Annotated in this window: 25 protein-coding genes and 2 pseudogenes; 8 read left to right on the top strand and 19 right to left on the bottom strand. The window is 68.0% G+C overall.

The window, feature by feature from the left end; translation table 11 throughout:
- Position 1: 1 nt before the first annotated feature.
- Positions 2-1,432 carry an MFS transporter gene (locus tag ACRDTB_RS00135; RefSeq protein WP_431427735.1) on the top strand — a complete coding sequence of 477 codons (1,431 nt, stop codon included), beginning with the start codon at positions 2-4 and terminating at the stop codon, positions 1,430-1,432.
- Positions 1,432-2,958, top strand: coding sequence for an AMP-binding protein (locus tag ACRDTB_RS00130; RefSeq protein WP_431427734.1), 1,527 nt, complete (start codon positions 1,432-1,434; stop codon positions 2,956-2,958). The genes ACRDTB_RS00135 and ACRDTB_RS00130 overlap by 1 nt, the downstream gene beginning before the upstream one ends.
- Before the next feature lie 25 nt (positions 2,959-2,983).
- On the opposite strand, the gene ACRDTB_RS00125 is transcribed toward ACRDTB_RS00130, so the two are convergent.
- Genes ACRDTB_RS00125 through ACRDTB_RS00115 form a run of 3 tightly spaced genes read right to left on the bottom strand, consistent with a single transcriptional unit; the run spans position 2,984 to position 6,125 of the window.
- Positions 2,984-4,171: an acyl-CoA dehydrogenase family protein gene (locus ACRDTB_RS00125; RefSeq protein WP_431427733.1), complete on the bottom strand. Its 1,188-nt coding sequence runs from the start codon at positions 4,169-4,171 to the stop codon at positions 2,984-2,986.
- Positions 4,172-4,180: 9 nt separating this feature from the next.
- Positions 4,181-5,611 (bottom strand): FAD-binding oxidoreductase, encoded by a 1,431-nt coding sequence (locus ACRDTB_RS00120; RefSeq protein WP_431427731.1) that lies wholly within the window; start codon positions 5,609-5,611, stop codon positions 4,181-4,183.
- 28 nt (positions 5,612-5,639) lie between these two features.
- Complete coding sequence (locus tag ACRDTB_RS00115; protein ID WP_431427730.1) at positions 5,640-6,125, bottom strand: flavin reductase family protein; 486 nt, start codon at positions 6,123-6,125, stop codon at positions 5,640-5,642.
- 146 nt (positions 6,126-6,271) lie between these two features.
- Between ACRDTB_RS00115 and ACRDTB_RS00110 the strand changes: the two genes are divergently transcribed.
- Positions 6,272-6,745, top strand: coding sequence for a pyridoxamine 5'-phosphate oxidase family protein (locus ACRDTB_RS00110; RefSeq protein WP_431427729.1), 474 nt, complete (start codon positions 6,272-6,274; stop codon positions 6,743-6,745).
- A gap of 34 nt (positions 6,746-6,779) precedes the next feature.
- On the opposite strand, the gene ACRDTB_RS00105 is transcribed toward ACRDTB_RS00110, so the two are convergent.
- The 3 genes from ACRDTB_RS00105 to ACRDTB_RS00095 all read right to left on the bottom strand — a co-directional run bounded on the left by ACRDTB_RS00105 (position 6,780) and on the right by ACRDTB_RS00095 (position 8,878).
- Positions 6,780-7,763: a helix-turn-helix domain-containing protein gene (locus ACRDTB_RS00105; protein WP_431427728.1), complete on the bottom strand. Its 984-nt coding sequence runs from the start codon at positions 7,761-7,763 to the stop codon at positions 6,780-6,782.
- 204 nt (positions 7,764-7,967) lie between these two features.
- A complete protein-coding gene (locus ACRDTB_RS00100; RefSeq protein ID WP_431427727.1) occupies positions 7,968-8,699 on the bottom strand; it encodes a hypothetical protein in 732 nt (243 codons plus the stop codon).
- Complete coding sequence (locus tag ACRDTB_RS00095) at positions 8,696-8,878, bottom strand: hypothetical protein (RefSeq protein ID WP_431427726.1); 183 nt, start codon at positions 8,876-8,878, stop codon at positions 8,696-8,698. Before ACRDTB_RS00095 ends, ACRDTB_RS00100 begins: the two co-directional genes overlap by 4 nt.
- A 215-nt stretch (positions 8,879-9,093) precedes the next feature.
- Here ACRDTB_RS00095 and ACRDTB_RS00090 point away from each other — a divergent pair, with 215 nt between their 5' ends.
- The 3 genes from ACRDTB_RS00090 to ACRDTB_RS00080 all read left to right on the top strand — a co-directional run bounded on the left by ACRDTB_RS00090 (position 9,094) and on the right by ACRDTB_RS00080 (position 13,191).
- Entirely contained in the window at positions 9,094-10,614 is a 1,521-nt protein-coding gene (locus ACRDTB_RS00090) for an FAD/NAD(P)-binding protein (protein WP_431427725.1), read from the top strand.
- 40 nt (positions 10,615-10,654) lie between these two features.
- Positions 10,655-11,467 (top strand): class II aldolase/adducin family protein, encoded by an 813-nt coding sequence (locus tag ACRDTB_RS00085; protein ID WP_431427724.1) that lies wholly within the window; start codon positions 10,655-10,657, stop codon positions 11,465-11,467.
- A gap of 239 nt (positions 11,468-11,706) precedes the next feature.
- A complete protein-coding gene (locus tag ACRDTB_RS00080) occupies positions 11,707-13,191 on the top strand; it encodes a tryptophan 7-halogenase (protein ID WP_431427723.1) in 1,485 nt (494 codons plus the stop codon).
- A gap of 140 nt (positions 13,192-13,331) precedes the next feature.
- Here ACRDTB_RS00080 and ACRDTB_RS00075 read toward each other — a convergent pair whose 3' ends face one another.
- The 6 genes and pseudogenes from ACRDTB_RS00075 to ACRDTB_RS00050 all read right to left on the bottom strand — a co-directional run.
- Positions 13,332-13,856: a transposase family protein gene (locus ACRDTB_RS00075; protein ID WP_431427722.1), complete on the bottom strand. Its 525-nt coding sequence runs from the start codon at positions 13,854-13,856 to the stop codon at positions 13,332-13,334.
- 84 nt (positions 13,857-13,940) lie between these two features.
- On the bottom strand, positions 13,941-14,552 hold the full coding sequence (locus tag ACRDTB_RS00070) for an IS3 family transposase (protein ID WP_431427721.1): 612 nt from the start codon (positions 14,550-14,552) through the stop codon (positions 13,941-13,943).
- A gap of 46 nt (positions 14,553-14,598) precedes the next feature.
- Positions 14,599-14,832: pseudogene (locus ACRDTB_RS00065) on the bottom strand (transposase); the annotation flags it as partial.
- Positions 14,768-15,034, bottom strand: a complete 267-nt coding sequence (locus ACRDTB_RS00060) for a hypothetical protein (protein WP_431427906.1) — start codon at positions 15,032-15,034, stop codon at positions 14,768-14,770. The pseudogene ACRDTB_RS00065 and the gene ACRDTB_RS00060, both read right to left, overlap by 65 nt.
- A 183-nt stretch (positions 15,035-15,217) precedes the next feature.
- Positions 15,218-15,403, bottom strand: a complete 186-nt coding sequence (locus ACRDTB_RS00055) for a sensor histidine kinase (protein WP_431427720.1) — start codon at positions 15,401-15,403, stop codon at positions 15,218-15,220.
- 151 nt (positions 15,404-15,554) lie between these two features.
- Positions 15,555-15,772 (bottom strand): annotated as a pseudogene (locus ACRDTB_RS00050) (IS5/IS1182 family transposase); the annotation flags it as partial.
- A gap of 132 nt (positions 15,773-15,904) precedes the next feature.
- Between ACRDTB_RS00050 and ACRDTB_RS00045 the strand changes: the two are divergent.
- Both ACRDTB_RS00045 and ACRDTB_RS00040 read left to right on the top strand, forming a co-directional pair.
- A complete protein-coding gene (locus ACRDTB_RS00045; protein ID WP_431427719.1) occupies positions 15,905-16,930 on the top strand; it encodes a methyltransferase in 1,026 nt (341 codons plus the stop codon).
- A 517-nt stretch (positions 16,931-17,447) separates the two neighbouring features.
- A complete protein-coding gene (locus ACRDTB_RS00040; RefSeq protein ID WP_431427905.1) occupies positions 17,448-17,867 on the top strand; it encodes a hypothetical protein in 420 nt (139 codons plus the stop codon).
- Between the two features lie 119 nt (positions 17,868-17,986).
- On the opposite strand, the gene ACRDTB_RS00035 is transcribed toward ACRDTB_RS00040, so the two are convergent.
- From ACRDTB_RS00035 to ACRDTB_RS00005, 7 genes are all read right to left on the bottom strand, one after another.
- On the bottom strand, positions 17,987-19,015 hold the full coding sequence (locus ACRDTB_RS00035; protein WP_431427718.1) for a branched-chain amino acid ABC transporter permease: 1,029 nt from the start codon (positions 19,013-19,015) through the stop codon (positions 17,987-17,989).
- On the bottom strand, positions 19,012-19,881 hold the full coding sequence (locus ACRDTB_RS00030; protein WP_431427717.1) for a branched-chain amino acid ABC transporter permease: 870 nt from the start codon (positions 19,879-19,881) through the stop codon (positions 19,012-19,014). Before ACRDTB_RS00030 ends, ACRDTB_RS00035 begins: the two co-directional genes overlap by 4 nt.
- Positions 19,878-20,564, bottom strand: coding sequence for an ABC transporter ATP-binding protein (locus ACRDTB_RS00025; RefSeq protein WP_431427716.1), 687 nt, complete (start codon positions 20,562-20,564; stop codon positions 19,878-19,880). The genes ACRDTB_RS00030 and ACRDTB_RS00025 overlap by 4 nt, the downstream gene beginning before the upstream one ends.
- Before the next feature lie 47 nt (positions 20,565-20,611).
- The gene (locus tag ACRDTB_RS00020) at positions 20,612-21,346 is read right to left on the bottom strand and encodes an ABC transporter ATP-binding protein (RefSeq protein ID WP_431427904.1); all 735 of its coding nucleotides are present in this window, start codon (positions 21,344-21,346) and stop codon (positions 20,612-20,614) included.
- Between the two features lie 2 nt (positions 21,347-21,348).
- Positions 21,349-22,599, bottom strand: coding sequence for an ABC transporter substrate-binding protein (locus ACRDTB_RS00015; RefSeq protein WP_431427715.1), 1,251 nt, complete (start codon positions 22,597-22,599; stop codon positions 21,349-21,351).
- A gap of 68 nt (positions 22,600-22,667) precedes the next feature.
- Positions 22,668-23,276, bottom strand: a complete 609-nt coding sequence (locus ACRDTB_RS00010; RefSeq protein ID WP_431427714.1) for a GTP-binding protein — start codon at positions 23,274-23,276, stop codon at positions 22,668-22,670.
- The coding region (locus ACRDTB_RS00005; RefSeq protein WP_431427713.1) for a DUF742 domain-containing protein at positions 23,257-23,514 on the bottom strand (258 nt) is incomplete at its 5' end. The genes ACRDTB_RS00010 and ACRDTB_RS00005, both read right to left, overlap by 20 nt.

Here is a 23,514-nt window from a genome sequence, read left to right as displayed (position 1 = left end):
AATGGACTCGCGCGAGACAACGCCGGACGTCCAGGAGCAAGAAGCAACCGGATCGTCCGGCTGGAACGGCCGGCTGTGGGCAATGCTGATCGTGGTGTGCAGCGCGATGTTCCTCGACGCGCTCGACAACGCCATGATCGGCATCGCGGTGCCCCCGATCCAGGACGAACTCGGCATGCCCACCTCCTCGCTGCAATGGGTGGTGAGCGCCTACGTGCTCGGCTTCGGCGGCTTCCTGTTGCTCGGCGGGCGGATGGCCGACCTGATCGGCCGGCGACGGGTATTCCTCGTCGCGGTCGCCGTCTTCGCGGTGGCGTCGGCAGTCGGCGGCCTGGCCCAGGACGGCGTGGTGGTGATCATCGCGCGGTTCGTGATGGGCGTCGGCGCCGCCTTCACCGCGCCCGCCGGCCTCGCGATCGTCGTCACGACGTTCCCCGAGGGGCCGGCACGCAACCGAGCGGTCAGCATCTACACCGCCTGCGGCGCGGCCGGGTTCTCCCTGGGCCTTGTCGCCGGTGGCCTGCTGACCCAGGCCGACTGGCGTTGGGTGTTCTTCCTGCCCGTGCCGATCGCGCTCGCGGTGCTGGTCGGCGCGAGCATCCTGGTGCCACGCGACCCCGGGTCGGGCAACGGCGAGCGCAGCTACGACATCCCCGGCGCGCTGACCGTCACCGCGGCGATGCTGCTGCTCGTCTACACCATCGTCGAGGCGCCGGAGTACGGCTGGGGCTCGGCGCGCACGCTCGGCCAGTTCGCCGTCGTCGCGGTGCTGCTCGCGGCTTTCGCGCTGATCGAGAGCCGTACCGCGCAACCCCTGCTGCGGCTGGGCTTCCTGCGTAACCGCGCACTGGTGGGCGCGGCTCTCGTGGCAGCGGCGATGCTCGGCACGTACATGAGCTTCCAGTTCATCGGCGCGCTCTACCTGCAGTCCACCCGCGGCTGGTCACCACTGGAGATGGCGCTCGGCTTCCTGCCCGCCGGCGTCCTCATCGGGCTCATCGCGCCGCGCGCCGGCGTGCTGATCGGAAAGTTCGGTCCGCGCTGGATGATGTTCGCCGGCTTCGCCGCCTACACCGCCGCGTATTTGCTGTTCCTGCGCATCGGTGAGTCCTCCAGCTACGCGACCGTGATGCTGCCGACGCTGCTGTTGATCGGTGTCGCGTTCCCGCTGTCGTTCACCGGCGCGTACGTCCAGGCCACCAGCGGTGTCGCCGACTCGGAACAGGGTCTGGCCGCCGGCATCCTGCAGACCGGCTACCAGGTCGGCGCCGCGCTGGTGCTCGCCGTCGTGACGGCCACCATGGCGATCAAGCCGAGCAGCGGGACCGCGGCCACTATCTCCAGCTACCACAACGGAATGTGGGTGGTCACCGGGTGCGCGGCGGTCACCATGCTGGCCACGTTGTTCGTCGCGCTGCGCAGCCGGCACTGATGCCGACCGCACCGGCCCGGCCTCCGTCCATCTTGGACGGGGGCCCGGCGCCGTCGATCGACCGGCCCGACCTGACCGAGCTGCTCGTCCGCGCGGCCACGGGGACCGGTTCGGTCAGGTTCATCGACGCCGACGGCACCGAGTCCACGTTGTCCTATCCAAAGCTGCTCGCGGAGGCTGCCCACGTTCTCGGCGGGCTGCGCACGGCCGGGGCGCACGCGGGCGATCGGGTCGCGCTGGTGGGAGAGAACCGGGACCTGATCGTCGGGTTCTGGGCGTGCGTGCTGGGCGGCTTCGTCGCCGCACCGGGCGCCGTCACCGGCTGCCGGTGGACCGTCGGAAGCATCGACGAGCTGCGCGCCGCCGACCCCGACCTCGACTGGCACGTGGGCGGTCGCGACGACGTCGTGCTGCTCACCAGAACCGCCGGCAGCTCCGGCCCGCCCAAGCCGGTGTCGCTGAGCCACGAGCAAATCCTCGCGCGTACGGCCGCCACTATCGAGGACAACGGCCTCGACTCGAATGCCGTGACGTTCAACTGGATGCCGCTCGACCACGTCGGCGGCCTGGTGATGTTCCACGTGCGAGATGTCTGGCTCGGCTGCGTCCAGGTACACGCCGACCGAAGTTGGGTCATGCGCGAGCCGACCCGCTGGCTGGACGCCGTCGACCGGCACCGCGCGACGGTCACCTGGGCGACGACCTCGGCATTGGAGATGATCGGCTCCGCCGTCGCGGCGACCGGACGGTCCTGGGACCTGAGCAGGCTGGGCTACCTCATGAACGGCGGCGAGCCTGTCCGGGCGCGGACGCTCATCGGGTTTCGCGCCGTGCTCGCGCCGTTCGGTCTGCCCACGACCGCGCTCCGGCCGGGCTGGGGCATGACCGAGACCTGCGGCGGAGTCGTCGACCATCGGCTCGACGTCACCGAGCTGCGTGCCGGCTTCCGCTTCGTGCCGGTGGGGCGGCCGCATCCGGGCATCGCCGTGCGGGTGGTCGACGACCACGGCGCGATCGTGCCGACCGGCACGATCGGCCGCCTGCAGGTCCGCGGCCCGTCGGTGGCCTCCGGGGCCGGCTGGCTCGACACAGCCGACCTCGCCTCCGTCCGCGACGGCCTGCTCACGGTGACCGGCAGTGCGGCGGACGCGTTGTGGCTCGGCGGCGCACTGCACCACGCCCACGAGCTCGAGGCCACCCTGGCCGAGCTGCCGTTCGTCCACAAGGGACTCGTCGGCGCGGGTCTCGTCAACGGCGAACTGGCCGTCGCCTACCACCACGACGACTCCATGTGCGAACTCCAGGCGGCCACGGAGATCCAGGCCGCCATCCGCGCCAAGTACGGGCTCGCCGTGCGCCGGGTCGTCGTCGTGCCGTCGGAGGAGTTTCCCAAGACACGCACCGGAAAACCCCAGCGCTCCCGGCTCCGGGAACTGCTGGGGTCCGGGGTTCCGTCAGGCTCTCACGAGGCCACCAGCGGTGACCGCGCGACCGGTGAACCCGGCCACGGAGGTCAACCGTCGTAGCATGAGGTCCAGAAACGCGAGGACACTAGGGGATGATTCCCACAATGAACGGGTTGTGCGGGGTGCCACCGAGGAGGTGGGCGCCGGCCGACTGGACGACCTGGTCCTGTGCCATCACGTGCTGGCACATGGTGTTGACGTCCCGCAGCCACCTGTCCATGGGGGACGGCTTGTAGATCGCCGTGGTCGCGATGAGGTCGTAGAGCCGCGACACCACCCGCCGAGCGGCGCGGAAGGAGTTCACCCGGGCGAGCACGGTCTCCGCGCGTTCGTCGAGTGTCAGCTCCGCACCGGCCTGCACCTTTTCCCATTCCCGGGCGAGGCCGCCGTACAAGTAGTCGCGCGCGGCGCCGAGATCCATCTCGGCCTCGGCGATGGCCATCTGCACGTGGTAGGCCTCCGGCCAGGGCGTCTCCGTCGGGTGGTAGACCCGCTCCGCGGCCAGACCGCGGACGAAGTCCAGCGCGGCGCGCGCGACACCCAGCGGGACACCCGCGCTGTTGCGCAGGATCGCGTCCGGCGTGGCCTGCGGGCCGGTCCGCCGGGGCTCGTCGAGTCTGAACGCGCGCTCCATGGGAACGAAGTGGTCGTCCATCGTGTATGTGTAGCTGCCGCTGCCGGCGAGGCCGGTCGTGTCCCAGGAGCCCTCCAGCACCTCGACCTCGTCGCGCGGCACGATCATGATGCGCCAGTGCATCGGGGCACCCGTCGGCCCGGGCTCCAGCTCGCCGTCCTTGTACACGAAGCAGCCGGCCACCACCCAGTCCGCGTGTGTGATGCCGCTGCCGAAAGGCCACCGTCCGGTCACCTGGAAGCCGCCGGGCGCCCGCTCGGCGCGCCCCACCGGCAGGATCAGCCCCGCGGTGATCATGTCCGGCGTGCGGAGCAGCGCATCCGCCGCCTCCCCGTCGAGGAAGTTGGCGTAGATCGGGGTGTCCATGCCGATCATCGCGCACCAGGCCGCCGACACATCGCCGGTCGCCAGCACCTCGATGACCTCGGTCTGCTCCATCGGATTGAGCTCCGGGCCGCCCAGGGTCTTCGGCCGGACCATCCGGAACACGCCGGTGTCGCGGAGCAGCGAGACGACATCCGGCGGCAGGCGGCGAGCCTCCTCGATCTCGGTGGAGCGCTCGCGCAGCCGGATCGCCGCGTCTCGGGCGCGGCTGAGGATCTCGGCCGCGGTGGTCGGCGCGGCGTCTAAAGTGGTCATTTGATCCTCCTAGAAGTAGCGGCCCGGGGCGATGACCGACGTGGGGTCCAGCAGCTTCTTGAGCCGCCGGGCGAAGGTGCGGGCCGTGGGGTCGTGGTCACACCGGTCGATCCAGTCGTGGTGGTCGATGTCGAAGCGGTAAGGCAGGAATCCGGCCTCCGTGAACCGCTCGTAGAGCAGATCGAGTGCCCGGTGCGCCGCGGCGGCGTCGCGCTCGCGATCGAACCTCATCGCGACGACGAAGTCGACCACGTCCGGTCCGAGCACGTTGAGCGTTGCACCGCAAACGATCCCGGTCTCGGCCGATATCCCGCGCATCAGCGTGTCGGCGGCGCTGAGATGGTCCGGGGTAAACGGGACGAGCGGCAGGAAGAACAGGAAACCCATCCGGTCGTCGAGCTGGTCGGCGGGCATGCCCATCTTCGCCTCGAAGACCGCGTCGGTGACGTCCGGGTCACCCTGGTAGGACCGCTCCACCAGGGTGGTCACCGTGTGGTGCGGCGCGGCCGGGTCCGCCGAGTCGGTGGTCGACACCTCCGCGAACACCCCGGCGTCGCCGGCCTCAGCGGCGATCACGTCCACGAGCGCGTCCACCGCGCGCGCCGTGCCGTCCACGCACACGTGGGCGAGGAAGCGCCCCGACGTGATGCCGTACCCACGTGCGGCCACCGGGCTGTACACCTTGAGTACCGCGCTGACGAGCCCCTGAGCGACCCACCGGCGCAGGTGCCCGACCGCGTCGGCCAACTGGTCGGGCTCGAACTCGAGCCGGACCACGCGCAGGGCCTCCGGCCTCGGCAGCAGCCCGACGGTCGCCGCCGTCACGATCCCGAGGTTGGACTGCACGAACAGCTGAACCAGGGACGGGCCCAGCCCGTGCGGATACACGGCCGTGGCGCGTTGCGAGTCCGGCCACCAGCCCACCCGCACCAGTTCGCCGTCCGGGAGCACGACCTCGAGCCCCATCAGGTCCTCGACCCGCTGGTGGCGCAGCCCGACGCCGCGATCCAGCGCGTTGCCGAGCACGCTGCTGTGTGCCGAGGACGACGTCACGTTCATCATGCGCGTGGTGCCGTCGAGCAGTTCCGCCATCCGGCCCTGCGTGACGCCCGGCTCCACGACCGCCCAGCCGGCATCGACGTCGATCGCACGCACCTCGTCCAGGTCGCTCAGGTCGAGCGCGACCACGTTCTCGTCGGCCGGCTCGCGAGACCCGAGGCCCCAATTGCGCCCGGTGCTGAAGGCATGCAGCGCGGCGGACCCGTTCCCGCCGAAGATGCCCGTCAGCCGCTGTACGTCCTTGGCACTGCGCGGCCGGACGACACCGAAGACGTTGCGGCGCCGAAAGAGCCCGGTGTTGTTGCCGAGATCGGACGTGACCCGGTCGGGTCCGACCAGGGCCCTGGCGGCGTCGAGCCCGGCAGGCAGGTTGTCGGTCATGGCTGATACCTCGCAGTTCAGACGTGTCCTAGGTGATGGCCTGGTATGCGCCGTTCAGGAAGACCAGCGGCGGCCGACGTTTCTGAGTCCCGGTCGCCACCACGTCCCCGATGGCGATGACGTGGTCGCCGGCGGGGAGGTGCGTCTGCAGCCGGCACTCCAGCCAGCCGGGCGAGTCCAGGACCAGCGCACCGGTGCGTTTGCCGGGAGTCGCCGACACGGTGCGCAACACCGCCGCCCGCACGTCGCGGCTCTTCGCGAACTCGCTGGCGATGTCCGCCGCGCCGACATCGAGAATCGACAGCGCCCAGACCTTCGTCTTCAGCAGGTCGGCAAGAAAAGCCGAGTCGTGCCGAAGGCACACGGACACCATCGGAGGATCGAGCGAGACCGAGGTCAGGGAATTGACCGTGAGGCCGTCGTGCCGGCGGCCCGTCGCTTCATCCAGATAGGTGGTCATCACGCACACCCCGGTGGCGAAAGTGCGCATCGCTCCTCGCAGATCGATGTTCACCACTCTCCTGTACTGGCGATTTCGGCACTCCGACCCCGCTGCTCCATCTCAAATGGGGCAGATAGTATCCATTCATCCGCGCAGGTCCTGGTCAGAACGCGCAAGAGTATTGCGAATTCGCGCAACAACGGAGGAATCGCCCGGTGATGTCGACCGAAGACGGCTTGCGCCGGATAGCCGAGCTGGCTGCCACCCAGGATTGGCTGGCGGTACTGGTGACCACACGCGCGGACGGCGACCCGAGCGTCGCGGTGGTGAACGCCGGCATCGTGCCGCACCCGGTCACCGGCAAGCCGGTGGCCGCGCTCGTCTCTCGCGGCGGCACGGCCAAGCTCCGCAACCTTCGGGAGCGCCCGCGCGCGACCCTGGTGTTCCGATCCGGCTGGGACTGGATCGCCGTAGCCGGCCCGGTCGAGATCGCCGGGCCGGACGACGCGTTGCCCAGGATGCCCGCCGACCGTGTGCCGCAACTGCTGCGGGACATCTACCACGCGGCCGGCGGCCGGCACCCCGATCTCGATGGGTACGACCGCGAGATGCTCGCCGACCGCAGGGCCGCGGTGCTGCTCGATCCGCGCAGGTTCAGCACCAACCCGGCGCCACATGATCGGGAGGAGTGAAGAGCGGGGGCTCCGCACGCGCCGCGGTAGCCGCTCAGGTCCTGGCGGCGGCCGGGTTCTTGCGGTACTGGCTCGGCGACACACCGTACTTCGCTCGGAACAGCCGGCTGACCTGGGACGCGTCGACCAGGCCCCAGCGCTCCCCGATCATCGCGACGGTGAGGTGTGCGAGGCGCGGGTTGGCCAGGTCGGCGCGCACCCGGTGCAGCCGCTCGTCGCGGATCCACCTCGCCGGGCTGGTGCCGTGCTCGGCGAAGAGCATCTGCAGGGAGCGCAACGAAATGCTGTGCCGCCGGGCGAGCATGGCCGGGTTGAGCTCACTGTCGGCGAGACACTCCCGCGCGGTTCGGCAGATGCTCGCCATGAGCGTCCGCCTGTCGAGTCGCGGATCGTCGGCGAAATGCAGGCGTTCGGTGAACAGCGTGGTGACGAGGCTGGCGACGGCGGATCCCAGTGGCTCGAAAGATGCCTCGTCGAACTCCGTGAGGTGCTGTCCGAGCGCGGCCAACGTTCGGCTGGCCAGCGCGCCGATTCCGGTCTGACTCGACCAGGAGTTGGTCTTGAGACGGCGAGTGGAGTCCGGTGTCAGGCCGAGCGAGTGATGTTGGGCGCGAACCGCGACCATCCGAAAGGGCTCCGGCATCGTGAGCGTGTACGGCCGGCTGCTGTCGAAGGTGACGATCTCGCCGGGCGGAACCGCCACCTGATGGTCGTCCTGGCTCACCATGGCGAAGCCGCGCAGCGGTGTCGTGACATAGACATGGCCGGGCTCGCCACCGGTCGCGCGCGGCTGCCGGACGACGGTGTGCGGGTCCGCCGAGATCACCGACACATGGAGGTCGGCGAGCGTGGCGGTGACGATGCGACCGCACGCGAAACGATCACGGTCATAGAGAACCTGCAACGTCCCACAGGTCTCCTGAACGTGGTGCTCCCACTGCTCGAATCGGTTAGTTGGCGAGGTCGTCGCCGTACTGACGACCTCTAACACTGCCGGCTCGATCACCGCACCAGACATCTGGCTTCTCCTAGATGCGATAAATACTCATAAGTCCAGGTCCACCGCACGGACCCTACTGGTCACCGGGCGGCGACGTACCTGTCTTTGGTAGGGGAAGTTGCTGATTCACCAGATGCTTGCGTGAATACGCAAGGCGGCGCTCAAATCCGCCGGTACCCTGCCGAGTGCGCCGAACCTGATCCACCGACCGATGCGGGTGGGTCAGTCCGCGACCTGGATCAGCTCGGCGTGGATGGTGGCGCCGCGCGCCACGGCGTGGCGGGCTGAGGCCATGGTGCCGACCGCTCGGGCACGTGTCTGCGCGGTGCCCGCCAACTGCGGCCAGGCGGCGTTGACGTCGAACTCGCTGGAGGGCAGATGGTTCAGCGGTCTCTCGATCAGGTCGGCGAAGACCTGATCGGCGACTGCGTTGCCGCGGCCCTGGGCCGCGGCCTTCCGGTTCAGGCGCTTCACACGGCGCGCGATCAGACGGCCACCGGTGCGGTGCGTACGTCTGGACGCGAACGCAGCGTAGGGCACCTCGACGATCGAGCCGGTGGCGCGTTTGGGATCCATCCGCGCGGTGACCGAGAAGCGCGCATTCGCGCGGCGGCGGGCCGCGACGAACGCGCCGTTGCAGCAAACGCCGTTGCAGCAAGCAGAGTCAGCACACACAACGATCATGCCCGGCACCCCGGCTTCCCGGGCGAATGCGGCGTTGCCGCCGCCGGGCCGCCGGGTGGCCGCGACCAGCGGAGTCGACACGGCCGCAGCCAGCGCGTTCAACCCGCGCACCAGCAGCGACTTCGACGCGATCTTGGCGTGCCCGAACACTGCGTCCTGTTTGGTCGCACCGAACGCCCGCCGCCGGACCGAGTCCACATCGACGAACGCCAGCGTGTCCCCGTCGGCCAGCACATCCATCCGGTCAATGGTGTCCGCCCCGGCGATCATCCCGCGATCAGCGAGCCGATCGCCAGATCCGGCTTCGCGCCCACGTGCACCTGCTCGGCGACCGGCTCCAGGCACGCGTTCTCAGCCAGCCGCGCCGCCGGGACAAGCCCGGCGTGCGACCTGAGATTCGGGTCATCGACAGCCGCGTGCGTCTTGGCCGCGACATGCAACAAACGCACCTGAGGGATGGCCTTTCGATCATGGGTTCCGGAGCGTCAGCAACCCCGAGCTTCCCAGTCCAAAGGGAATTTTCACGGTCAGGACATACTACCGGTCACAATCCCGGCGGTGGATCCGGGGTGAGCATTCTCGGTCATGCCGTGATGCGCCTGCCGCCTCTTGCATGGCGCATCGAACCCATTCACGACCGCATGCGACACATCAGGGCGGACTGATGCTGCAGAAACCAAGAATTGGCGTCGTCGGAGGTGGCGCGTCCGCCGTCAGCCTCCTGGACGCGCTCGCCGAGGAGCCGGACTTACCGGCAGGCACGATCATGGTGTTCGAGGCGTCCGACCACCTGTGGCGAGGTCGGCCGTACCGCCCCGACCTCGATGTGGTTCGGGTCAACGCCGTTCCGGACGACATGTCGGTTCGTGCCGGCGACTCCGAGCACCTCTACCGGTGGCTCGCCAACCGAGAACGCTTGGTCGGCGCAAAGGCTTCCTTCACCGATCCCATCTCGGGCGCACAGTTCATCCCTCGCGCGGTGTTCGGCGACTACCTCGAGCAGTCCGCGCGGACCGCGCTGCTGACGCTGCTGCGCCGCGGGTGGGAGCCCGAACTGGTCCGCGAACGGGTCGAGTCCGCCGCGCACTCGGTGGACGGCCTCGTCCTCCGCACGGCGCGGGGCGCGACCTACGAGGTGGACTACGCGGTGCTCAGCGTCGGCGCGGGCAGCCCGGCCGACCCGTACTCGCTGACCGGCGCCGAGGGTTTCGTCAAGGACCCGTACCCGACGGTGCAGGAACTCTCGCACATCGATCCTGCGGCTGACGTCGCCGTGATCGGCAGCGGGCTGACCGCCGTCGACGTGGTGCTCGCGCTGACTCACCTCGGGCACCGCGGACGAATCCGGTTGTTGTCCCGAAGAGGCGTGCTCCCCAGTGTCCGGCAGCGGCGCGTCCAGCATGTGCTGCGGCACTTCAAACCAAGCCGATTCCGTGCGATGGCCGCCAGGAACGAGACGGTCACCATCGCGGACCTGGCCGCGATCATGGACATGGAGCTCCGCGATGCCGGAGAGCACTCCTCGACCATCCGACGCGAGCTCGACAACGTGTCGACGGAAGCTCCGGTCGCTCGGCTGCGCAGGCAACTCGGCGAGGTGGACTCGCCGAGCATCGCGCTGCGGATCCTGCAGCGGGCCGTGCCCGAGGCAGGACCGGATGTCTGGCCACTGCTCACCGAACTCGAGAAGGACCGCTTCCTCGCGGGCTACGACCGCGAGTTCGAGAGCCTGTGCTGCCCCATGCCGCCACGCAGCGCGGCCGTGCTGCTGTCGCTGATCGACTCCGACCAGCTCAGCCTGGTCACCGGGGTGCACAACGTCGAGACCACCGCAGACGGCTTCATGATCGAGACGACGCACTGCGACTTCCGCACCGGGATCGTGGTCAGCGCGGTCAATGGCCGGCAGCGCAAGGTTTCCGAGGAAGCGCGGTCGCTGGTCAGCTCGCTGGTCTCGGCCGGGCTGGCCGAACCGCACCCACACGGCGGCCTGCGCGTCGAGCGCGCCACCAGCCGGCTCGTCGTCGACTCCCGACCGCAGCCGCGGCTCTACGCCCTCGGCGATCCCGCCATCGGCAGCATCTTCTTCACGGTCGGCATGGAGTCCCTTGTGGATCGCGCGATCGACATAGTGCGGTCGATCCGTTCCGACAACGCCGCCTGGTCGCAGCGGGCCACGGCATGAGACGTACCGACATCCCTGCCCGACAACGAGAGGACACCGAATGTCCGCTGTGGAGCGTTACGCGCGTGAGAGCCATCTCGCCGACACCCACACCGGCCTGCCGATGCCGGAGGCACCCATATTCGACGACGTGCGAGACGAACGCCGTCATCGCAAGCAACGGCTGGCGGCGACCTTACGACTGTTCGGCAAGTTCGGTTTCGGTGAGGGCATCTCTGGGCACGTCTCGGTGCGCGATCCCGAACATCTGGACCAGTTCTGGGTGAACCCCTTCGGTGTCTCGTTCAGCCTGGTGACCGTCGGCGATCTCATCTGTGTCGACGAGAAGGGCAACGTTGTCGACGGGCGGCATCCGGTCAACCCGAGCGCGTTCGTCATCCACTCCCAGATCCACGGAATGCGCGCTGACGCCGAGGCCGCAGCGCACGCGCACACGACGCACTCCAGGGCGCTCGGCGCACTCAGCCAGCTGCTGGACCCGCTCGACCAGGAGTCCGCGGCGTTCTTCAACGACCAGGTCCTCTACGACGACTACCAGGGCCCGTCGATCACGGTCGAGCAGGGCCGGGACATCGCCGAGAAACTCGGCGACAAGCGCGCGATCCTGTTGCGCCACCACGGTCTGATCACCGTCGGCACCTCGCTCGAGGCGGCCGTGCACTGGTTCTTCATCTTCGACAGCTGCGCGCGGGTGCAGTTGCTGTCGATGGCGGCCGGCACGCCGAAGCCCATGACCGATGCGCAGGCGCTCGCCGCGAAAGACGGTTTCGGCGACTCGCAGGTGGCCTGGTTCAGCTTCCAGCTGCTGTACGAAGAGATCACCAAGGAGCAGCCCGACCTGCTCGAGGAGTGACGCGCGGCATGCCGGGAACCATCCCCCATCCGGGGAGCCATCCGGGTGGATGCCGACGAGCCGGCGCAGATCCACGCGACGACGAGGGAACTGGTCAGGCAGCTACCTGATCCGTACCCGGTCGCATATCCACGGCGGCACGCTGACCCGAACTGTCGAGTTTCGCCGGGTCAGTGCTCTCGGCCGCGGCGCAGCCGTTCCAGGATCGAGCACTATCGATGTGATGTGGAGGAGTAAATATGGAGGAAGCAGACGTTGTCGTCGTTGGCGGCGGGCCGGCGGGATCGACGGTCGCGACATTGGTGGCAAAAGCAGGTCATCGAGTAATCCTGCTCGAAAAGGAATTCCACCCACGGCATTCCGTGGGGGAATCCTTGCTGCCGGCGACGATTCACGGAGTGTGCCGACTCCTCGGCGTGTGGGATCAGCTGCACGATGCCGGTTTCGTGCGCAAGCGGGGCGGAACTTTCCGATGGGGTAAGCAGGAAGAGCCATGGACATTCTCCTTCGCCATGGCGACGCTGGGCAACGCGGACTACGCGTTTCAGGTCGAACGGGCTCGATTCGACGAGATCCTGTTGCGCAACGCGCAGGCCAATGGCGTCGATGTCCGCGAGGGATGGCGAGCCCTGGAAGGCATTCCCTCCGAGGACGGCGGGCTGCGCGGTGTGATCGCCCGTGCGCACGAGGGAGAGAAGGTATCCATCCGAGCTCGGTTCGTCATCGATGCCTCGGGAAACTCGTCGCGCTTCGCCTCTTACGCAGGTAAGCGCATATATTCCGAATTCTTCAGGAATGTCGCGGTCTACGGCTACTACTCCGGTGCGAAACGCGTCGACCCGCCGAACTCCGGAAACATCGTCACGTCCGCGTTCCGCGACGGCTGGTGCTGGTTCATTCCGTTGAGTGACGAGCTGACCAGTATCGGCGCGGTGGTCGACCGGCGTCGGGCCGGCGCCATCGCCAAGGATCGCGTCGCCGCTCTCGAAAGCTTCGCGCAGGAGGCGCCCTTGGTACGTGATCTGTTGTCCGGAGCGAAGCGGGTCACCGATGGTATGTATGGCGAGGTCCGCACACGAAAAGACTGGTCGTACTCCAACGAGCAACTGCACGCGCCGGGTTTGCTGCTCATCGGGGACGCCGCGTGTTTCATCGATCCGGTGTTTTCCTCAGGTGTTCACCTGGCGACATATGGCGGGGTTCTCGCGGCGCGAACCGTGAACAGCATTCTGCGGGGAACGGTCACCTCCGAGCAGGCACTGAGCGAGTTCGACCGCCGATACCGTCGTGAGTTCGGCCTCTTCTATGACTTTCTTGTCGCCTTCTACGACATGGAACAGGAGTGGGACGCCTACTACTGGAAGGCACGAAAGGTTCTCGCCACCGACGAGCAGGCGAATCACGCGTTCGTCCGTTTGGTGGCAGGTGGCGCCAGCGCGTCGAGCGACTTCTTCGAGAAACGTGGCACCGTCGGTGCGGCATTCGCGGACATGGTGCAACAAGCCGCTGACCGTGACGGTGAAGCTGGGAAGCTGCCCGAGAGTACGGATTCAGACGACTACGACATCGTTCGGGTCAACCGCGAGCGCGGCCGAGAGGGCCGAAGCCTCATGACGGAAGACGGGAACGATACGCCACTTTTCGACGATGGTCTGGTTCCCGCTGCGGACGGGCTGAGCTGGAGAATTCCGGACGCACGAGTCGCGCACGCCAGTAGTGGGTGACGTAAGTGTCCTTGCGTGAGTACTCTGCCCGGACCCCGCGGAGCACTCGGCCCGGCCAGGCTCCCGATCCGGGTGTGTTGGGCTGCCAGGACAATGCGAGCCGTTGCACTGCCGACAAAGCGGTGTTCAGTGAGGTGATCTCACCAACTCTTGTTCAGTCGTCCGTGTTCGAAATGGGTGGGTACGAGCGCGGCTTTGACGATGGTGCCGATCTTGCGAGGGCTGGTGGTGATGTGGTCGAGTGCGTGCCAGCCGCCGACGAGTAGTGCGAAAGGCGCGTTCGCCCAGGCAGCGCAGCCCACGGAGCAGCTGTTGTAGGTGTGGTTGTCGACATCGAACTCTTGGTTGCCAGCGGGTTGTTTGATCGGGGTGTGCACGCCGATGCCGGCTCCGGCGTAGCCGCCGTCGGCCAATGTGGGCAGGTCGAGATGGGAATAGGCCCAGTACAGGGCGCCGAGAACGTGCTCTCGGGCTGCGGTGATGTCATGGGTCGAACCCGGTTCGACCTCGGAGAGCCAAAGCGGGAATCCGGTGGGCTCCATCAGGGCTTGGACATTGCCGCCGGGCTCACGGTGCTTGCCGGAGTACCAGGCGTCGATCTGCTCACCCTTGACGCTGGTGGTCTTCTCGCCGAGCCGATCGGTGGAGAACAGCCTGCCGTCCAAGACGAGGTGCGTCAGACCGTCGTTCGGGCACATCCCGGTCCTCCCGAAACCACCGCAACCCGAACACCGCCTGCCGAAAGCAGGTCAACGCCCTGCTGTTCGTGCGGGTACCGCGCTGGCAACGCTCGGCGTGCAGGAGCCGTCCAAGGTACTGGGCCAGCGCACGGGGCACGTCGCGTGTGCAGGCTGGTGGCGGCCTGCCAGCCGACGGTCAGGCGGGCGAACACGTCCAGGATGAACGCGGCGTAGACCCCAGCCGGCGGCGGCGCGGACGTAGGTCAGGTCCGCGACCCACAACTCGTTCGGACCGGTGGCGGTGAAGTCGCGTTCGACCAGATCACCTGGTCGACCAGTCTCGGCGGCTGGCTTGGTGGTGCGCGGGGACTTGTCCCGCAGCAGCCCGCGAAGCCCGGTCTCGCGCATGAGCCGTTCGACCATGCACCGTGCCACGTCGAGACCCTGCCGGTTCAGCTCGGCCCAGCCCTTCCGCGCCCCGTAGACGCTGTAGTTGTCCTCTTGCACCTGCTCGATCTTCGCGACCAGCTCCCGGTCTCGCGCCGCGCGAGCGGGCTCCGGGCGCGCCTTGGCGGCGTAGTAGGTCGACGGTGCGATCTCGGCAGGCGTCTGCTTGAGCGCCGCCAGGACCGGCTGGACACCGTGCTGATCCCGCTGGGAGTCGACGAACTCGACTTTCATCGCGACGGACGGTCCAGCTCAGCTGCAAAGAAAGACGCCGCTGACTTCAGGATCTGGTTCGCCCGCCGCAGCTCACGGTTCTCCCGTTCCAACTCCGCGATCCTGGCCGCATCCGCCGAGACCGCACCCCCTCGTCAGTCTCGGCCTGCTTCACCCACATCCGCAACGCTTCAGGGTGCACCCCGAGCTGGTCCGCGATCCGGCGGATCGCCCCACTACTCGACGCCGGATCCCGCCTCGCCTCGACCGCCAGACGCGTCGCCCGCACACGCAACTCCTCCGGGTACTTCCGTGGTACGGCTTCGTGATGTAGTCGTCAGCGCCCGCGTCGAGCGCTCGCACCTTGTCGGCGCCGTCGGTCCGGGCGGACAGCACCAGAATGGGACATCGGACCAGGCGCGCACGCTCCGAATCACCTCGGCACCATCCATGTCAGGCAGGCCGAGGTCGAGCACGATCAGCCCGGGCTGGTCGTCCGCCACCGATCGAAGGGCCGTGGCGGCGTTCGCCGTGAGCACCGGCTCGTACTTCTGGGAGCGCACGCCGACCGCGAGAGTCCGCTACAGCTGCGGCTCATCCTCGACGACAAGAACGCGGGTCATGTCAGCAATGCGGCACCGTCACGACCATGGTGAGGCCGCCGCCGGGCGTGGTAGTCGGTTCGATCATTCCGGCATCGCCTCCACGAGACGGCGGGACAGCGCGAGCCCGAGTCCGACGCCATCGGTGGTCTGCCGATCGCCCAGCCGCTGAAAGGGCATGAACACTCGATCCCGGTTCTGCTCCGGGATCCCGGGGCCGTGGTCGACCACCCGGATCCGCACCGCACCGTCAGCCGCATCGGCTGTCACATGCGGAGGGTGCTCCGCCGGTCTCCGGTACCCGCAGGTCGATCGCCATGCCGGCATCGCCGAGCACTTCGGCCACGCGAGGCACGAGCTCCTCGACCCCACCTCCCGCATCTAGTCCGAGCACGCCCGCCTGAAGCCCACTCATGTCGAGCAGGTTCACCCCGTGCCGCTTGTGCTTGCCGGGGAAAACGGCCGATCGGCGGCGATCCGGTCGATCGGGATCAGCGTGCCGTCGATGATCACATAGGCTATCTTCTGCCGCTTCGCCTTCCGCAACGCCTCGCGGAGCCTGGGTGCCCGCGCAGCGAGCAACTCGACGGTTTCGTTGACATACCGCCAACACGTAGTGGTGGAGACGCCGACCCCGGCGTGCCACCCGAGACCTCACCCGACATGGGCCAGGACGGCGAGCGAGCACCTCTCGGCTGTTGTTCCGGGCCGTCCCTCTCGGATACTGTCGGGCGCTGCGAGACAGAAGCAGGAATCCGTAGGAGGTAGAGGATGTCGGGGCAAGTTGACCCTTCACACATCATGCAGGTCGGTATGGGGTTCTGGGCGTCGAAGGCGCTCCTATCTGCGGTCGAGCTCGAGCTGTTCACCAAGCTGGGCAGCGATGGGATGACCGCTCCGGAGATGACCGAGGCGCTCGGGCTGCACGAGCGGGCGGTTCCCGACTTCCCCGATGCGCTCGTCGCCCTCCAACTACTCGATCGCGAGGGTAATGGTCTCGATGCCGTCTACCGCAATACGGATGCCAGCGCGGCCTTTCTCGACAAGGCGGGTCCCGCCTACATCGGCGGGTTCCTCGAGATGTGCAACGCACGGCTGTATCCATTCTGGGGCGATCTCACCGACGGTCTGCGGACTGGGAAGCCGCAGAACGAGGTCAAGCACAACGGCAAGCCGATGTTCGAAGAGGTCTACAGCGACGAGGGCCGGCTCGAGCAGTTCATGAACGCGATGGCCGGGATCTCCGCGGGGCCGTTCCGCGCGCTGGCGGAGAAGTTCGATTTCTCCAGGTACGGGACCCTCTGCGACGCGGGCGGCGCAGGCGGTCACCTCTCGATCACCCTTGCCGACAAGCACCCCCATCTGAAATGCACCACCTTTGACCTGCCGGTTGTCGAGCCGATCGCCAAGCGAACGATCGAAGCAACCGGAGTGAGCGATCGGGTGGAGGCGGTGGGGGGAGACTTCTTCAGCGACCCCCTACCCAAGGCCGACGTCATAACGATGGGAATGATCCTCCACGACTGGAACCTCGACCGGAAGAAGCAGCTGATCAAAGCGGCCTACGACGCGCTGCCGGAGGGCGGGGCCTACATCGTCATCGAGAACATCATCGACGACGCCCGCCGCGAAAACGCGTTCGGCCTCCTCATGTCGCTCAACATGCTGATCGAGTTCGGCGATGCGTTCGACTTCACGGGCACCGACTTTGCCTCATGGTGCAAGGAGGCAGGCTTCCGGGAGGTAGAGGTCCTTCCGCTCGCCGGTCCTACGAGCGCCGGTATCGCGTACAAGTAGCGCGGCATCGCGTGCCGCGGTGGCGCACTCGAGTGAACGCAGGAGCACGGCCTCATCGTCAGTCCGGGCGGTCGGGTTTGAACGACCCACCGCCAGTAGGACTCGTCGGCCTCGGTAAGAACATGACCGGGCTGAGCGCACAGCGTGCGCGCCAACCGCGGCGTTGGACGCCTCACCGCACCTCGACGCCCTTCGGCTTCGGGGCTTTGCGGTGCCCAGCAGGTCGCACTCCGCGTGCATGCCGAGCGCACCGGTCGCCGCGCGTTCGTCGCGCACCCGCTGACCCACCTGGACCTCTGGGGGAGGAACGCGGCTACGCCGCCGTGCACGAGCTGCGCCTCGTCGCCGCTGGCAACCGGCCCGAGCCCCTCACCTCGCCGCGCTGCGGCAGGTCGGCGAGCGGCCCGCGGCGCTGCTGATCGAGCCGCCGCAACGCGAGATCGGCGGCCTGCTGCCCGATTGGGACGACCTCGTCGCGCAGGTGGCTTAGGCGCACGAGCGCGGTGCCGCCACGCACCTGGACGGCGCCCGCATCTGGGAGGCGCAGCCGTTCTACGACCGCCGGCACGCGGACATCGCCGGGCTGGCCGACACCGTCTACACCTTGCTCTACAAAGGACTCGAAGGTGTCCGCGGCGCGGTGCTGGCCGGGCTCGAGGACCTCGTCGCGGAGGCCGAGAGCTGGCGGCGCCGGCTCTCGCGGAGCGATCCCGGACGCCTGGCCGCTCGCAGTCGCCGCGCTGATCGGGCTCGAGTAGGTACCCGCCCGGGTGCCCGCGTTCCGCGACCACGCGGTCGCCATCGCCGGCGCGCTGACCGCGGACGGCATGGCCACGATCCGACCCGACCCGCCACAGAGCCGGCGCAGATCCACGCGACGGCGAGGGAACTGGTCAGGCCCTACTCGACCGCAACGACCTCGTCGCCGAGGTCGTAAAGCGGCACCATCTCACCAGCCGCACCCATCAGGGTACGTGACATTGTCCTCGGCGAAGATCTACTCGACGGCTGCGACCAGTCGCGGGAGGGTGCCGGCGAGTTTCGTAGCCTTCGGCGTCATGACGCCCCCCGCGCAGGCGGTGTGGGATTCGGGTTGGCGGGCAGCCGCACGGTATGGCCGACGGCGAACAGGCGGAGCCGGCCACGGCTGACCACACCCCACAGTCCTTGCGGAACGAACAACGTGACGGCGATGGCGACGGCGCCGAACACGACGAGGTAGATGGCGCCGAACTGTGCGAGCCACTCGCGGAGTACGAAGAACAGGACGGCCCCGACGAGCGGGCCTTCGAGTGTGCCGACACCGCCGATGACAACCATGAAGATCATGAAAGCCGTCCACTGGACACTGTAGACACTGTCCGGCTGCACCCGGAGAGAACTGAGCGCGAGGATCGCACCGGCCGCGCCGCAGCCCGCCGCACTGACTGCGAACACGATCCGCTTCACGCGGGTGACGTCGACTCCGTTGCTCGCCGCAGCGGTCGGCTCGTCGCGAATCGCGGTCAGGGCGGTCCCCAGGCGAGAGCGGATCAGCAGGTACGTGGCGACCACCGCGACCGTCGCGACGCCGAGCGCGAACCAATACGTGAAAGCGATGCGCAGGTCGCGGTCGATGCCACTGAGGCTGCGGAGGGAGATGCCGGAACCTCCTCCCATGGCGTCTACCTGCACCGTGAGCAGCCTGACGACCTCGGCGATCACCCAGGTGCCGATCGCGAAGTACCCGCCCACCAACCGAAACGCGAGGTAGGACACCGGGATGGCGATCGCGGCGGCGAGGATGGCGACGAGGGGTACGGCGAGGAACGCGTTGACGCCCAGCTGGTCGGCGAGGTAGACCAAGCCGTACGCGCCGATTCCGATGTACGCCTGCTGTCCGACGGAGACCATGCCGCCATACCCGGCGAGCAGGTTCCACATGGTCGCCAGCACGACGAAAACGAACAAGTCGATGACCCCGAAGACCTGGCTGGGCACCACGACGTAGGGCAGCATTGCCAGCGCAACGACACTCAACACGAGCAGACCGCCGCTCACCCTGGTCGACGTGGTGGACCGTCGAACCGTCACGGGCTCGGTCATGCCGGGGCTCCCTTCGCGAGGAGCCCCCGCGGACGTAGCGCCAACACCAGGAGGAACACGAGGTGCCCGGCCAACACCTGCTGCGCGGGCTCGATCCAGGCACCAACGTTCTGCGCCACGCCGAGCACGATTCCGCCGAGCAGGGTGCCCCACAGGCTCCCGAGCCCGCCGATGATCACTGCCTCGAACGCGAAGATGAGCAGCGTCGGGCCCGCCGCCGGACTGAAGTTGGTCTGCACGCCGTTGAGGACGCCGGCCAGCGCGACCGTGGCAAACGCGATCGCGGCGGCGAACGCGTACATGTTCCGGTTGTCCACGCCCATCAACCGTGCCGTCTCCTGGTCGTCGCTGGTGGCACGCATCAACCGCCCGAGCTGGGTACGGTGCAGGAACAGCGACAGCCCGACCAGCAGCGCCACCGCGATCGCGAACACGACCGCGGGGAAGTAGCCGATCGCGAGGTCACCCGCTACCTGGAAGCTGCGGGTCTCGAAGCTGCCGATCTGCAGCCGGCGCTGGTCGGCGGAGAAGAGCTCCAGCAACAGGTTCTGTACCACGATCGACAACCCGAAGGTGACGAGCAACGCGGGCAGTGGACTCGCCACCACGGTGCGCTGCAGCACGCCACGGTGCAGCAAGTACCCGAGCGCGGCCATACCGGGAACGATGATGAGCAGCGTGACCAGCGGGGAGAGCGACAGGGCGTCGACGAGGACCAAGCCGAAGAAGGCGGCGAGCACCGCGAAGTCGCCGTGCGCGAGGTTGACGACGCGCATCACCCCGAACATGAGCGAGAGCCCGGTGGCGAACAGCGCGTACATCCCACCGAGCAGGACACCTTGCACGACCGCATTCACCAGTGTCATGACACGGCGTTCGTGATCGATCCGAAGTAGGCATTCGCGACCTGATCCGCGGTGACCTCCGAGACGTGGGCCTCGAGGGCCGTGCGTCCCTCGATCAGACAGTGCACCCGGTCCGCGACGGCCATCGCCTGGCGCATGTCCTGCTCCACGACCAGGACGGTGGCGCCGGATGCGGTGATGGCCGGCAACGCCGCGTAGAGCTGCTTGACGACGATCGGAGCCAGCCCGAGGGAGACCTCGTCGAGCAGCAGCAGCCGCGGGTTGCTCATCAGCGCCCGACCGATGGCCACCGCCTGCTGCTCACCACCGGAGAGCACGCTCGCCGGTCGCTTCCGCAGTGGGCGGAGCAAGGGGAACAGGTCGTATACAGATCGCCGGTTCCAGAGCCCTGGCCGTGCTCGGTAACCTCCGACGAGCAGGTTCTCCTCGACGGTGAGGGAGGGGAAGAGCCGGCGTCCCTCGGGCACGAGCGCGATGCCCATGCCGGCCCGCCGGTGCGCGGGGGTGCCGTGCAGGGACCTGCCGTTGTAGCGAACGTCGCCGGCGGTGATGGGCAGCATCCCGGTGATGGCCTTGAGCAACGTCGACTTGCCCGCGCCGTTGGCGCCGAGCACCGCCACGGTCTCGCCCTCGGCCAACGCGAGGCTGACGCCGAAGATCGCTTGGAAGTCGCCGTAGTGCACGTCGACACCGACGAGGTCCAGCAGTGCCCCGCTCGGCGCCCGGCCGGTCAGTGAGCCACCTCCAGGTCCGGGTCGGTGCCGAGGTACACCTCGCGTACCAGCTGGCTGGTCATCACCTCGTGCGGGTCGCCGATCGCAAGCACGCGCCCCTCCGACAGGCACATCAGCCGGTCGACACCCGACAGCAGTGCGTGGACGACGTGCTCGATCCAGATCACGGCGACGCCCTCGTCCCGCAGTTCCCGCACGATGTCGATGAGTTGGGGGACCTCGTGCTCGGCCAACCCGCCCGCGATCTCGTCGAGCAGCAGCAATGTGGGCCGGCTGGCGAGCGCCCGGGCCAGTTCGAGCCGTCTGCGGTCGAGCAGTCGCAGCGTCCCGGCCGGTGCGTTGGCGTGTGCCAGCAGCCCAGTCCGCCGCAGAGCGGCCAGTGCGAGAGCGGATGCCTCCCCTCGGCGCCGGCCGGCGAATGTCGCGCCGACCAGCGCGTTCTCGAACACGGTCATCTTCGCGAACGGCCGTGGGATCTGGTACGTACGGCCGATCCCGGCGCGGGCGCGGGCCGCCGCGCCCCGCCGGGTCACGTCGTGCCCACCCAGGCGGACGCTGCCCAGATCAGGGGCGAGGACACCGCTGATCAGGTTGAGCAGGGTGGACTTCCCGGCGCCGTTGGGTCCCACCACACCGAGCACCTCGCCCCCGGCCACGGAAAAGGACACGTCTTCGGCAACGACGACACGGCCGAACCGTTTGCCCAAACCGGTCACGTCCAGCAACGCCATGCTCACCGAAGCGGCTCGACCTGGCCACCGACCGGGATCTCGGGATTCTGCTTGTTGCTGACGACGACCAACGAGTACGACTGGTCGGCGTTGCGCCGCCACTGGCCGCCAGCCACCGGGGTCTTGGCGACGTTGGGCACCGGACCGCTCGTCCAGTCCAGCGGTCCGACCACCGTGTCGACCCTCAGGCGGGCCAGGGCCTTCGCGACGCCCTCCTTCGTCCCGTTAGACCGTGTCAGGGCCGTTGCCGCGACCTCGAAGAGCGCGTGGACGAAGCCGAGTAACTGGGTCCACTGCTTGCCGGTCCGCGCTGTGTACGCGTCGGCGAGTTGCTGCGCGGTCTGGCCGGTGAGGGAGCTGCTGTACGGGTGCGACGGCGTCCACCACACCTCGGTGGCAAGGTTGTTCCCGAGGTCGCCGAGCGCCTCGATATTGGACGGGAACAGCAGAGCCTTGCCGATGGTCGCGAACTTCGGCCGGAAGCCCTGTTGGGAGGCCTGCTTCCAGAACGTCGTGAAGTCCGGCGGGATCGGTACTCCGGCGAGGATCTCCGTCCCCTGTTCCTTGAAGGTGGAAATCTGGGCGGAGAAGTCCTGGGTGCCGTTTGCGTAGTAACCTGGGTCGACCATCTTGTACCCGTTCTCGGCGACGACGGGCGGGAAGCCGGTCTTGGGGTCACCCCAGGCGAGGCCGTCGGGGTCGTTCGGCCACAGCGCGGCAACCTTCTTGTTGGTGTCGATCTCGTTCCACATGTCCTGGTAGACGGCCTCGACGTCCTCCAGTCCCCAGAAGAAGTGGTACGTCCATTTGAAGGGATCGGCCGGATTGCCCTTCCGCCCGAGGAAGTACGGCTGCCAGGGGGCGAGCGACGAGATGACCGGGACGCCGTTGGCCTCGCCCTGGTCCGCAACCGGATTGGTGGTGTCCGGAGTGGACCCGACGAGAATCAGGTCGACGTCATCCTGCAGGATCAGGTCGGCGGCGACGTCCGCGGCCCGCTTGCTGTCGGACTGGCTGTCCCGCGCGATGATCTCGACGTCGCGCTGCTTCCCCGCGACGGTGAGTCCTCCTTTGGTCTCGAAGTGCTCCTTCATCTGGTCGATGATGAAGCTGTCGGCTTCCCCGAACGGCGCGAGCGCACCGGTTTGCGGGCTCACGTACCCGATCTTGATCGGGCCACTGTCGGCACCACCCTCCTCGCTCTTGACCTCGCTGCAGGCGGAGAGCACGAGAGCGAGGACGGTCAGGAGCACAAGAGGTCGAAACCGTATGCGGGACATGACATTCTCCAGGTAGGTAGGTCAGGGGACGACGCCGACGATCAGCCGGCGCGGGCGGACATCCGCTGGTGCATCGCGTGCTCGACCAGGGTGATGAGCGTTTCCGTGGTGGACTCGCGGTTGCGCGCGTCGCAGGTGACCACGGGGACCGTCTGCTCGATGGCGAGCGCGTCGCGCACGTCGTCGACCCGGTGGTGCAGCACCTGGTCGAAGCAGTTGATCGCCACCACGTAAGGCAACTGGCGGTCCTCGAAGAAGTCGATCGAGGCGAAGGCGTCGGCGAGGCGGCGGGTGTCGACCAGCACCACGGCGCCGATGGCGCCGCGCACGAGGTCGTCCCACATGAACCAGAAGCGGTGCTGACCCGGCGTACCGAACAGGTACAGGATCAGGTCGCTGTCCAGGGAGACGCGCCCGAAGTCCATCGCGACGGTGGTGGTGACCTTGTTCGGGGTGGCCGACAGGTCGTCGACGTCCACGCTCGCTTCGGTCATGACCGCTTCCGTGGTGAGCGGGACGATCTCGGACACCGAGCCGACAAGTGTCGTCTTGCCGACCCCGAACCCGCCAGCGACAACGATCTTGGCCGAGGTCGTCGGCTGCGGTGACGTGCCGCGCGTGCCGAGGGGACTAGAGCCTGCGGAGACCACTGAGCACCCTTTCCATGAAATCGATCGAGGGCCGGTCGCCGACGACCATGCCGCTTTGATGGATCAGGACCAGCCCCATACCGGCCATGTCACCGATCAACACCTTGGCCGCACCGAGCGGTAACCGTAGATGAGCGGCCACCTCCGCGACGGACCTGGTGTCCAAGCACAGGCCGCAGATCGAACGGTGCTCCGGTCGCACCGCCGCATCCGGGGCCTTCCCCCGCTCGCTGGTGGA

Source organism: Actinophytocola sp. (assembly GCF_050699935.1).
Classification (GTDB): Bacteria; Actinomycetota; Actinomycetes; order Mycobacteriales; family Pseudonocardiaceae; genus Actinophytocola.
Note: the sequence above shows the minus strand (reverse complement) of the source record. Positions and strands in the feature narration are given on the sequence as shown.

Bases quoted from the DNA above. Each gene is read 5' to 3' on its own strand.
- ACRDTB_RS00105 (WP_431427728.1), bottom strand. From the start codon at position 7,763: ATGTCTGGTGCGGTGATCGAGCCGGCAGTGTTAGAGGTCGTCAGTACG.
- ACRDTB_RS00120 (WP_431427731.1), bottom strand. From the start codon at position 5,611: ATGACCGACAACCTGCCTGCCGGGCTCGACGCCGCCAGGGCCCTGGTC.
- ACRDTB_RS00080 (WP_431427723.1), top strand. From the start codon at position 11,707: ATGGAGGAAGCAGACGTTGTCGTCGTTGGCGGCGGGCCGGCGGGATCG.
- ACRDTB_RS00090 (WP_431427725.1), top strand. From the start codon at position 9,094: ATGCTGCAGAAACCAAGAATTGGCGTCGTCGGAGGTGGCGCGTCCGCC.
- ACRDTB_RS00020 (WP_431427904.1), bottom strand. From the start codon at position 21,346: ATGGCGTTGCTGGACGTGACCGGTTTGGGCAAACGGTTCGGCCGTGTC.
- ACRDTB_RS00135 (WP_431427735.1), top strand. From the start codon at position 2: ATGGACTCGCGCGAGACAACGCCGGACGTCCAGGAGCAAGAAGCAACC.
- ACRDTB_RS00035 (WP_431427718.1), bottom strand. From the start codon at position 19,015: ATGACCGAGCCCGTGACGGTTCGACGGTCCACCACGTCGACCAGGGTG.
- ACRDTB_RS00085 (WP_431427724.1), top strand. From the start codon at position 10,655: ATGTCCGCTGTGGAGCGTTACGCGCGTGAGAGCCATCTCGCCGACACC.
- ACRDTB_RS00070 (WP_431427721.1), bottom strand. From the start codon at position 14,552: ATGAAAGTCGAGTTCGTCGACTCCCAGCGGGATCAGCACGGTGTCCAG.
- ACRDTB_RS00125 (WP_431427733.1), bottom strand. From the start codon at position 4,171: ATGACCACTTTAGACGCCGCGCCGACCACCGCGGCCGAGATCCTCAGC.
- ACRDTB_RS00130 (WP_431427734.1), top strand. From the start codon at position 1,432: ATGCCGACCGCACCGGCCCGGCCTCCGTCCATCTTGGACGGGGGCCCG.
- ACRDTB_RS00030 (WP_431427717.1), bottom strand. From the start codon at position 19,881: ATGACACTGGTGAATGCGGTCGTGCAAGGTGTCCTGCTCGGTGGGATG.
- ACRDTB_RS00110 (WP_431427729.1), top strand. From the start codon at position 6,272: ATGTCGACCGAAGACGGCTTGCGCCGGATAGCCGAGCTGGCTGCCACC.
- ACRDTB_RS00045 (WP_431427719.1), top strand. From the start codon at position 15,905: ATGTCGGGGCAAGTTGACCCTTCACACATCATGCAGGTCGGTATGGGG.
- ACRDTB_RS00100 (WP_431427727.1), bottom strand. From the start codon at position 8,699: ATGATCGCCGGGGCGGACACCATTGACCGGATGGATGTGCTGGCCGAC.